Origin of the sequence: Lewinella sp. LCG006, assembly GCF_040784935.1 — a bacterium.
Taxonomy (GTDB): Bacteria; Bacteroidota; Bacteroidia; order Chitinophagales; family Saprospiraceae; genus Lewinella.
Map to the genome: position 1 here is coordinate 6,423,075 of NZ_CP160680.1, position 11,208 is coordinate 6,434,282.

The following is an 11,208-nucleotide window of genomic DNA, read 5'->3' on the forward strand; positions in this document are numbered from 1 at the left end:
TACAAATGTTATCCAATAAAGTGTAACAGTAGCAGTTAGGTTAGCCCATAAATTTGTGTCATTGTTAATCAAAAGACGAAGTAATCATGACACATACTTATCAAATAACAGGAATGACTTGCAGTAGCTGTGAACAGAAAATCAAGTCAGTATTTCTTCAGTTAGAAGAAATAATTGAAGTATCGGTATCTAAGGAAAATGGACAGGCTGAAATAATGATGTCAAAGCATATTCCATTGTCCATACTAAAATCGCAGCTTGGATTAGCTGGAGATAAATATCAAATTGGTGTAATTGGTCATAATGAAACCGTTGAAGGGGCAAAGTCATGGTTTTCAACTTATAAGCCCGTTATATTGATATTTGCTTTTATTTTTCTGGTTACAGGTTTAATAGAAGCAGTATCAGGAGGAGTTGATATTACCAGATGGATGAGACATTATATGGCAGGCTTCTTTTTGACATTTTCCTTTTTTAAAATGCTTAACTTAAAGGGCTTTAAAGATAATTATCAAATGTATGATGTGATAGCAAGAAGATTTCCATCTTGGGGTTATATCTATGCTTTTATGGAGTTGCTATTGGGTATGGCCTTCCTTGTTAATTTCAATCCATTGGTCACAAATACGGTAATGGTAATTATAATGTCACTGAGTATAATAGGAGTTTTGCAAACAGTCTTGAATAAGCAAGCTATACAATGCGCATGCTTAGGAGATGTATTTAAACTCCCAATGAGTACGGTTACCATAATCGAGGACGGATTAATGATCCTCATGGGGCTAATAATGTTGATAATGGCGGTTTTTTAGAATAAAAATAGAAACCTACAGCCAATCGAGTAGGGAAAGAAAGACCAGATGACCTTACTTATCCCTCTCACTCCACTAGCATATTCCCCGCGCAAGCTACCTGTAGGGTGCGAACGAAGTGAGCAGTACCGCCCTGGTGGCAACGGTGTGCCGCTGCCACCAGGGCGGTACGGAGCAAAGCGAACCCCGAAAGGGAGCGACCCGCCCTAGCGGGATGCGCCCAAAACGCAATTCACAATTGACATTTCCTTATCTTTGGGGCCTTATGAAGGACTATTTCAGATCGGTCATTCTACAAAAAACAGGGGCTTCCTCTTTATTTGAAAAAGAGATGATCCAGGAATTGTGGAGTGGGTACGGTAAAATTATGCGGGTCGGATTGGAGCATGCTGCGGTCAAGAGTGTTGTGGTCAAGCATGTACAGTTGCCGATGCAAAAACATCATCCCCGCGGGTGGAATACGGATATTGGTCATCAGCGAAAAGTGAAGTCTTACCAAGTAGAAACCAAGTGGTACGCTACCTACAGCAAAAGTAGTACTGCCCGCTTGCCTCGGTGCCTAGCCATTGAGACACAGGCAGATGAGGTAATGATGGTGCTGGAAGATTTGGATGAGGCGGGTTATCCTCTACGCAAGACGGTGGTAAACTGGGACGAAATAGCAGCGTGTTTGGCATGGTTGGCGCAATTTCACGCAAGCTACCTGGGAAAAACACCCAATGGATTGTGGCAGGTGGGTACCTATTGGCATTTGGAGACCAGGCCTCAGGAATGGGCCGTATTGCGTGACCAAAGCCTGAAGGAGGCGGCGGCGGCCATTGATAAAAAACTGAACAGCTGTGTGTACAAAACATTCGTTCATGGCGATGCCAAGCTGGCCAACTTCTGCTTTGCTCATGACGGGAAGGTTGCCGGGGTTGATTTTCAGTACGTAGGTGGCGGCTGTGGTATGAAAGACGTGGCCTATTTTATAGGAAGCTGCCTGAACGAAAGTGCGTGTGAACGCCTGGAAGCACAAATTCTGGATACCTATTTTGATTGCTTGCAAAAGGAAATGAAGGAACGAAATGAAGCCCTGGAAACAGAATGGCGATCGCTGTATAGGGTAGCCTGGGCCGACTTTCATCGCTTTATCAAGGGGTGGAGTCCGGGACATTGGAAGATCAATAGTTATAGCGAACGCGTCACCGCTGAGGTAATCAAGCATCTGTAGCAATGAACCTATCAGCACTTAGCAACATAGCAATCGAGGCGGCGCTTTCCGCAGGAGCGATCATTCAGCAACACCTGCATGAAGACATTACGGTGGAGCAAAAGAAAGGAGGGACAAGCTACGCCTCGCAAGTGGTCACCGCAGTAGACAAAGCCTGTGAGGCAGCCATTTTCGCGCATCTACGGCCTACTTGTAATGCATTTGATTTGGCGCTTTTATCGGAAGAGACGGAAGATGATGGTAGCCGATTTGAAAAGGATTTTTTTTGGTGCATTGATCCGATGGACGGAACGCTTGCTTTTATCCATAAACACCCGGGCTTTTCGGTTTCGATTGCTTTAATAGCAAAAGACGGGACACCTTATATAGGTGTCGTGTTTGATCCCAGCACCAATACACTTTATCATGCGGTGAAAGGACATGGTGCCTTCAAAAATGGTAATCCTTGGGTTATAAAGTCCCGCAATAATTATCTGACCTACGTAACCGATAGAAAGTTGAGGGACACCCCGCGTGCCTCCGAAATTGAAGCGTTGCTGAGTGCGCATATCGCTGAGCTGGAGCTGAATGGAATGAAAGAAATTGCAGGTGCTGGCACCGTATTGAATGCCATCCTAGTACTGGAAAATGGCCCTGCCTGTATGTTGAAGCTTCCGAAAAAAGCAACTGGAGGAGGGAGCACCTGGGACTATGCTGCTACGGCCTGTATCTACCAGGAATTGGGCTTGGCGGCAACAAATTTTGAAGGAGGGAGATTGGATCTGAACAGAAAAGAGAGCACTTTCATGAACCATGAAGGCATTTTATATGCTAATTTGACTTTCCGTAAGAAAGCAGATAATCCGCAAGAGTAGGGTGTGAATACCTGAATGTATTTATACGAATGAGTGGCTCATAGGTACCTATTAAGATCCATCTACCCCCCTTCCATTCCCAGAGCGGTCCCCTACCCTAACCGACATCCGGCACAAGCTGCCTGGAGAGAACGCCACAAGGATGCGCCCATAACAAAATCAAATACTTTCACACAAAAAGCAGGAAATACCACAAAAGCACTATATTTGCGCAGTTTTTCCAAGAGCTTGTTTTGGAGGCACTCTTGGTGAAAGCTTTACATATTTATTTTTTTTCTAATCTTAATTCGAGATTTTTTAAACTTTGAAATTATGCAAGGTAAAGGAATTGTAAAATTCTTTCTTGTGGTGATGATTCTGGTCACTTTGATCCAGTACCTGTTTATTCTCCCGACCAATCGGGTAGAAAAGGACGCTGAGCGCTATGCGCTGAGTATTTCGTCATCCATTGAAGACGAAGCGGAACAGAACCAAGCCCATACGGATGCGGTTCGCGCTTACCTAGACTCTATGTCTAGCCAAACGGTATTTAAAATACCCTTACTCAAGTCTTACACGTATCAAGAACTCAAAAGCCAGCAATTGGCTTACGGTCTTGACTTGAAAGGCGGTATGAGTGTTGTATTACAGATTGACCTGAGAGAACTCATCAGGACGCTGGCCCAGAATTCCAAAGACCAAAAATTTCGAACTGCATTAGAAAATGCCTCCAAAGCTCAGTTGAATGCACAGTCTGATTTCGTTGCTCTTTTTGCCGATGCCTGGCAGGAAGTACGTGGTGAAGATCGCCTGGCACCTATCTTCCAGCGTAACGAATCGCTGCGTGATGAGATCAACTACGAAACGACTGATGCCGAAGTCATCCGCATCCTGCGTACCAAAGCTGATGAAACGGTAGAACTGACGTTCAACCTGCTCAAGCAGCGTATCGACAAGTTGGGGGTTGTACAGCCTAACGTGAACCTGGACCAGGAGCGTGATTTGATCATTGTAGAACTTCCAGGTATTGACAACCCACAGCGGGCGCGTGAATTCCTGTCTGCAGCGGCTAACCTGGAGTTTTTCGAAACCTACCGCGTAAGCGACCCAGCTATTGGCAATGCCTTGACGCAAGCCAACGAAAAGCTACGAGTGATTCGTGGTGGTGAAACAGCGCAAACCATTGAGCGTATTGATACGCTTTACGTTACCGACTCTCTGGGCAATGTTTCTACGGAAATTGAGAAGATTGATACGGTATACGCACAGAATAGCCTCAATGGCCCCTTGTTTGACTTGATGTCGCCAGGACAAGGTGCAGTGATTGGTGTTGTTCGTCGTAACAACCTAGCAGAATTGAAGCGCGTATTGGAGATGGAAGACATCGTGAATCTCTTCCCATCTGATCTTCGCTTCCGTTTCTCACAGAAGCCTTTTGAAAGTACCTTGACGGACGAGGTGAGTGATCGCCCGTTGGAAATGTTTGAGGTATATGCTATTAAGATGCCACGTGACGGTGTAGCGCCATTGAGTGGCGACCACGTTGTAGATGCAAGTGCACAGCCAGACCCACAAAGCAACCAGATTGCCGTTTCTTTGAATATGGACAAGACGGGTGCCAAGATTTGGGGCAATATGACCACCAAAGCCGCTAATGATGGCAACCGCGAAATTGCGATCCTCCTCGACAATGAGGTGGTATCTGCTCCTCGCGTGAATGAGCCGATTACGGGTGGTTCCAGCTCTATTTCTGGAAGTTTCTCTTTGCAGGAGGCTACTGACCTTTCCAATATCCTGGAAATTGGTAAGCTACCTGCAAGTACCGAGATCATTCAGGAATCGGTTGTAGGTCCTACCCTGGGTGCCGAAAACATCAGAAGCTCCCTTACGGCATTGGCGATCGGTTTCTTGATCGTGATTGCCTTCATGATTTTCTACTACGGTGGTGGTGGTGTTATTTCGGTAATTGCCTTGCTGCTCAACTTGATCTTCATCTTTGGTGCTTTGGCTAGCTACGGTACGGTACTTACCCTCCCTGGCTTTGCGGGTATCATCCTGACGATCGGTATGGCCGTGGATGCTAACGTAATCATTTACGAAAGGATACGGGAAGAATTACGAGACGGTAAATCTACCTTGGTGGCCGTTACTGATGGTTTCAAGAATTCTTATTCTGCGATCATTGACGCCAACGTGACCACGATTCTTACCGCCATCGTACTGGCTTACTTCGGTCTTGGTCCGATCAAAGGATTTGCCGTAGTATTGATCATCGGTGTACTTTCTTCTTTGTTTACTGCCGTATTGGTAGGCCGCTTGATGCTTGACAGCTACTTGAAGCGCAAGAAGACCATCAGCTTCAGCACGAGTGTTTCTAAGAATGCTTTTGCGAACATGCAGGTTGACTGGATGAGCAAGCGTCGGATCGCTTACATGATCTCTGGTACGCTGATCGCTATCAGCTTGGTATCTTTCGTTACTCGCGGCTTTGAACTAGGTGTAGACTTCAAAGGAGGTTACAACTACAACATCGCCTTTGACGAAGGTGTCGATGTTAATATTGAAGGCCTGCGCGACAACCTCGCTACTGCTTTTGGTGGTAAGACACCCATCGTTAAAGAAGTTGCCGGTGTGAATACCTTCAACGTGGTAACCGACTACTTGATTGATGCTCAATTCGACCCTGAAGCTTACGCAAACGATGAGGAAAGAAATGCTAACAAGCCAGAAACCCTGGTGATGAAAGCATTGCACCAAGGTGTCGTCAGCACCATAGGTAAGGATATTTCTTTTGATCAATTCAGCAATGCCGGCGGTGTGGGTACCCACATTACCAGCTTTAGCAAAGTAGGTCCAACCATTGCGGATGACATCACCCGTAGTGCGATTTACGCGGCCATTTTTGCTTTATTACTGATCTTCCTCTACATCTTTATCCGCTTTAGCAAGTGGCAGTACTCACTGGGTGCCGTAGCAGCTTTGTTCCACGATACCTTGATTACTTTGGGTATCTTCTCTTTGGGACATGGTCTCCTTGGCTTCAGTATGGAAATTGACCAACCCTTTATCGCTGCGATCCTGACCGTAATTGGTTACTCGATCAATGATACCGTAGTTGTATTTGACCGTATCCGGGAATACCTCAATACCTACACCAGTGGAGATAAGACATCTGTGATCAACGCTGCCGTCAACAGCACGGTAAGCCGTACGATCATCACGTCTTTGACTACCCTATTCGGTGTATTGGTACTCTTCCTGTTTGGTGGAGCCAGCATCAAAGGTTTTGCTTTTGCCATTCTGGTAGGGGTAATTGTAGGTACTTACTCATCGATCTTCGTAGCCACACCGATGGTACACGATTTATCGAATGACTTATTTGTAAAGAAAGCTGATGACGGACGCCGGAGTTTCTCTCGCGCTGGGAAGGAAGCTTAAATAGTACTTGGCACAGGGTAGAGGGATTTTGATTGTCCTACAATTGACGCTTTACTTCGTATCTTGATTTTCCAAAGCCGCTTCGACATTGTCGGGGCGGCTTTGGTCATTTTATGCGTGGTGTGCGGTAGTCGGGACAAGTAGGGTGGGAAGCCCTTCACGACCAGGGTTCCCCACCTTTGATATTGTACACCCTACATTTAATGGTATGAGTACCAACCACGAGTTCCGAGACATCGGAACGAGTCCCCCCGCGATCCCGACTTTTAGTCGGGAGAGCACAATATCCGATATAAAAGAATTTAGCGACAACAATAAAATGGGGAAAATCGTTTTCTTTGTTAGTTCTTAACCACAACTTCACTTCCGATGATCAAGCACCTCTCTTTCCTCAGCCTTCTGGTATTTTTATTAGCCGCATGTTCGTACACCATGAAAATCCAGGATGGTGAAATGGCGGTCGACCGCAAACAATACGCCGTGGCTGTAACAATGCTAAAAAAAGAATACAGCAAGGCAGATACCCGGGTAGAGAAAGGCAAAATTGCCTACTTGCTGGGCACCGCTTATGATGGTCTTAATCAAGGCGCTGATGCCATCAGTTGGTACAAAACGGCTTATGACAATCAGTACGGGATGGACGCTTTGCGCAATTACGCCCAAGCCTTAAAGCAAGCTGGTGAATATCGGGAAGCTGCACAGGTCTACAAAGAACTGGGCTTGGAGATTGGCAGCCCTTATGAATACCGCAAAGAGATTAGAGCTTGTGAAACCGCCGCCGAATGGAGTGAAGAACAACGGAACGAATTTGAAGTAGAGGCACTGCCCTCCAATTCATCCGCCTCTGACTACGCGCCTGTCCTTTACGGACAAGAAGAATTGATTATCACCTCAGACCGGGCTGCTGCTACGGGTGATGAAAGCTACAACTGGACGGGAGAAGCCTTTAGCGATTTTTTTGTGGTCAACCTGGCCAGCAATACCGTTGAGCCCTTGCAATTGGGGCTGAATACGGAAGACAATGAGGGAACGCTGAGTTTCAACAAGGACCAAAGTCAAGTATTTTTCACGCGTTGTAATGCTCCTAAAGGCGAAGATGCTTTCTGTAAGATCATGGTGAGTAACAAAATCACCGATGGCGCTTACGGACCAGCTACACCTCTCCCCTTCCAGGAAGCAGGCGTCAATTATATGCACCCCGCCATGGGGCCTGATGGAAAAACCTTGTATTTCAGCTCCAACCACCCTGATGGCTGGGGCGGTTTCGATATCTATTCAACTGTATTTGAAAACGGCCAATGGAGTGAACCTAAAATCCTCAGTCGCTCTGTAAACACCGAAGCCGACGAGCAGTTTCCTACGTTTGATCAGGACACGATGTATTTTGCCTCTTCCGGACATACCGGCATGGGCGGCTTGGATGTTTTCAGAACCTACCCCCTGGCATCCGGCAATTGGGCACCTCCGATCAATCTGAAGACGCCCATTAACTCCGGAGGGGATGATTTTGGTTTTGTGATTGATCGCCGTACGAAAACCAACCAGGGAGATGTTGTCGCTACGGGCTATTTCACCTCCCGACGAGGAGAGATGGGCGGCGATGATATTTACAGGTTTACCCAAAAAGTACTGCCGCCGGAACCGGAGCCAGATACGAGTGTGCCGATTGTCTACAAAAACACCTTGGATGTTTACGTAGTAGAAAAAATCTACCAAGACCCCAGCAACCCTAATAGTAGTGTGCTAGGTAAAAAACCACTCCCTGGTGCTAGCTTGAAAATTCAGCTTGGGCGGGAAGAACGGACGGTAGAAGTAAATGAAGAAGGCAAAATCAGCCTCAACATTCAAGACAATTCCCTCTACGCTTTCTTTGCCAGCAAAGCCGGTTACCTCAACAACGACGGTAAATTCAGTAGCATCGGCTTACCGGAAGATCCCCGCAACCCCGAGCAATTGTACGAAGTAGAGATCGTACTGGAAAAAATCTTCCTCAATCGGGAGATTGTCCTGGAGAATATCTACTACGATTTTGACGAGTCCTTCATCCGCGAAGATGCCAAACCTACCCTCGATGCCCTCGCAGATATCTTGGAGAAAAACCCGGCAATACGTATCCAATTAGGTAGCCATACCGACTGCCGTGGTGGTGACCAGTACAACGAATCCTTGAGCCAGCGCCGGGCACAAGCTGCTGTTGACTACCTGATCAATCAAAAAAGCATTGACGCGAGCCGATTGGCGGCCTTAGGTTATGGCGAAAGCCAGCCGGCCAATGACTGCCTGTGTAGCCGCTGTAGCGAGGACGATCACCAGGAGAATCGGCGGACGACTTTTAAGATATTGGAGTAATATGTGAGCTTGGGGTAAAACATCAAAATACGGTAATTACCTACCCCAATCTCACGGTACTTGGTATTGGGTACTTGGTACTTGGATTCAAAAGATCCTCCATCCGACGTTAATCACCTCCCCAAATCCCCCCTACCACTATAGAACATGTTACGATATAAAAAAAAGAGAGCAAACCACGTGATACTAATCTGTATGACAACAACTCTATTCTTTGATTTTTTTTCAATAAACACCATAGTTTCTCTAGCTGGACAAGCTGATTTTAACAAAGAAATTATATATAATAATTCTTCTATTTCGCAATTGGTAAATATACAATTGACCGAAGAAAATAATATTGTAGCATTCTTAAGTGGGCCATCAACACCTAATATCATTCAACTACACTATGATGCTTCCGGTAATTTCTTAGAAGGTCGCAAATCTGAATTTCTTGAAGGCGGCTGGAACACTTCTGCGCTCAGAGGAAATTATTTTGCTAACAGTGAATATTTACTTTATAACCTTTTTCGAGGTGGTGCTGCTGCCAATTCCAAAACCGCCTTGTTTATTTATAACCTGCAGAACGGCGACTATAAAATCAAACAACTGAGCAATCAATACTTGCGAAAAGAATCATTTACCCTCTCATCAAATGGAGAAAAAGTATTGACTTCACAGCATTTGTCACCAATAGGTGATAATGGTCGTAAATTCCTGGGCCTGACTTTACTTGATTTGGGTACTACTGATAGCGAATGGGATTATTACTACGAACTATCACCAGCACTATTCTCTAGTATGCAATCTATCTGGCCTCAGAGCGTACTTACCAATTCGAATCAACAATTTATCAGCCTTCAAGGAATATCTACTGTAGGCTCCCCAATCAATTATACCACTCTACTGGAAATCGATACGCTTGGACAATTACAACGCAACCTGAGAATTGCCGACAGCACACTGTACGCTTATGACATTATAGAAGATGATTTCGGCAATTACTACCTCTACGGCACCACTGAATCTCCTACTGTAGCTTTTGAAAACGATGCCTTCATCGCCAAACTCGACGCGAACTGGAACGTGCTTTGGGCCAGACGCCTACACGCAGAGGAATTTTCTTTCTACCGAATGCAACTCAGTATTGCCAATAACGGAGATGCAGTCTTTTCGTACGCTACTTTCGGTAATTTTCCGATCATCGCTGGTCGGCTTTCTGCCAATGGTGAATTGCTGGACTACCAAGGTTATTCTGCTTACGATCCACAATTGGGAGTTACCAGTAACCAGGAGACTGTTTTTTTGAGTGAGCGTATTTACGAAGCCTCGGATTGGAGAAGGGGTATACTCCTTTCAAAAACCAATGCAAACGGCATCTTCGAAGAATGTGATACTTATGTAGCGTGCCTTGAAGTATCACCGCTTGAATTCCCTACCGATACACTTAATTGGGTACGCTCTCTCTCCAATCCTCTGGTAAATCTCGACGAGGAAGTTACCGTCACGCCATTTACAGCCACAACGGTCGATTTTTGTGGCACACCGGATTTTCCTTCCCCTGAATTTTCGGTGCCGTCACTCTTATGCCCAGAGCAGCCTCTAGTTGCTGACAGCTTGAATAACACGCTGGCAAACACCGTATTCTGGCAAATTACAGGAACCGATCTTGATACTTTTCTCATGGATCGTACACTGATGTATACTTTTTTAGACACTGGGGTATATGACATCACGCAGTATCTCTACGTTTTGGGTTGTGAGTATACCTCTAGACGTAGCGTTCGCGTATCCTCTCGTGATCAATTCCGATTTTTGCCCGCAGATACCTTTGTTTGTGAAACAACTTTGCTCCTTGAGCCGTCCATAGCTGATTTTCCTGATTCCACTGTTTTTAATTGGCAGGATGATCCCGGTAGCGGCATCAATAGAAACATCAACCAATCTGGCAGCTATATCCTGGAAGCAATGACGGATGGTTGTTTGTTTCGAGATTCTATCTGGATAGACTTTGCCAATGAGTTGTCTCCACCCTTTGAAATCCTTATCCCGGTATCTGACACGATATGTGAAGCTGATTTACCTTATACGCTGGAAGTTTCCAGTAATTATAGCGATTTGTTCTGGATTGATAATGATAGTTTTTCCAGCAATCAGGCTTACCTCATTGAACAAGAAGGAAGCTATGAAGTCAGTACAAGCTTCGAAAACTGCATTTTCCGAGAACGCTTCGAATTGGTAGTATCCGACTGCTTAGTTGATATTTTTATTCCTAATGTGTTTAGCCCAAATAACGATGGTACGAACGATGAATTACGTGCTTTCGGTCAGCACTTTATACCTCGCAGGCTAAGCATTTATGATCGTTGGGGAGGCTTGGTACATGATACTCAACAGGCCCCTTTTACTTGGGATGGTAATGGGCTTAATCGTCGTTCTTCTGGAAAAGGGGTATACGTCGTAGTCTTCGAATACTTCAATCTTTTATCGGGATCAATTGGAGTTACTACCCAAGATGTACTTCTAATTAAGTAGGCTGCCCCATCCGAGTACCAAGTACCAAGTACTTAATACCGCTCAC

General features: G+C 45.5%; 6 protein-coding genes. All 6 read left to right on the forward strand.

Annotated features, from left to right (window positions below; translation table 11 throughout):
- Nucleotides 1–86 precede the first annotated feature (86 nt).
- The 6 genes from AB0L18_RS23430 to AB0L18_RS23455 all read left to right on the forward strand — a co-directional run bounded on the left by AB0L18_RS23430 (nucleotide 87) and on the right by AB0L18_RS23455 (nucleotide 11,162).
- On the forward strand, nucleotides 87–812 hold the full coding sequence (locus tag AB0L18_RS23430) for a heavy-metal-associated domain-containing protein (protein ID WP_367389753.1): 726 nt from the start codon (nucleotides 87–89) through the stop codon (nucleotides 810–812).
- A gap of 265 nt (nucleotides 813–1,077) precedes the next feature.
- Nucleotides 1,078–2,025 carry a phosphotransferase gene (locus tag AB0L18_RS23435; protein ID WP_367389754.1) on the forward strand — a complete coding sequence of 316 codons (948 nt, stop codon included), beginning with the start codon at nucleotides 1,078–1,080 and terminating at the stop codon, nucleotides 2,023–2,025.
- Between the two features lie 2 nt (nucleotides 2,026–2,027).
- Nucleotides 2,028–2,879: a 3'(2'),5'-bisphosphate nucleotidase CysQ gene (locus AB0L18_RS23440; RefSeq protein ID WP_367389755.1), complete on the forward strand. Its 852-nt coding sequence runs from the start codon at nucleotides 2,028–2,030 to the stop codon at nucleotides 2,877–2,879.
- Nucleotides 2,880–3,191: 312 nt separating this feature from the next.
- A complete protein-coding gene (gene secDF / locus AB0L18_RS23445) occupies nucleotides 3,192–6,296 on the forward strand; it encodes a protein translocase subunit SecDF (RefSeq protein WP_367389756.1) in 3,105 nt (1,034 codons plus the stop codon).
- A gap of 369 nt (nucleotides 6,297–6,665) precedes the next feature.
- Nucleotides 6,666–8,645 (forward strand): OmpA family protein, encoded by a 1,980-nt coding sequence (locus AB0L18_RS23450; protein WP_367389757.1) that lies wholly within the window; start codon nucleotides 6,666–6,668, stop codon nucleotides 8,643–8,645.
- Between the two features lie 321 nt (nucleotides 8,646–8,966).
- Nucleotides 8,967–11,162: a gliding motility-associated C-terminal domain-containing protein gene (locus AB0L18_RS23455; RefSeq protein ID WP_367389758.1), complete on the forward strand. Its 2,196-nt coding sequence runs from the start codon at nucleotides 8,967–8,969 to the stop codon at nucleotides 11,160–11,162.
- Nucleotides 11,163–11,208: the final 46 nt, after the last annotated feature.

Excerpts from the sequence above, each read along its gene's own strand:
- AB0L18_RS23430 (WP_367389753.1), top strand. The coding sequence starts at position 87 with ATGACACATACTTATCAAATAACAGGAATGACTTGCAGTAGCTGTGAA.
- AB0L18_RS23435 (WP_367389754.1), top strand. The coding sequence starts at position 1,078 with ATGAAGGACTATTTCAGATCGGTCATTCTACAAAAAACAGGGGCTTCC.
- AB0L18_RS23440 (WP_367389755.1), top strand. The coding sequence starts at position 2,028 with ATGAACCTATCAGCACTTAGCAACATAGCAATCGAGGCGGCGCTTTCC.
- secDF (WP_367389756.1), top strand. The coding sequence starts at position 3,192 with ATGCAAGGTAAAGGAATTGTAAAATTCTTTCTTGTGGTGATGATTCTG.
- AB0L18_RS23450 (WP_367389757.1), top strand. The coding sequence starts at position 6,666 with ATGATCAAGCACCTCTCTTTCCTCAGCCTTCTGGTATTTTTATTAGCC.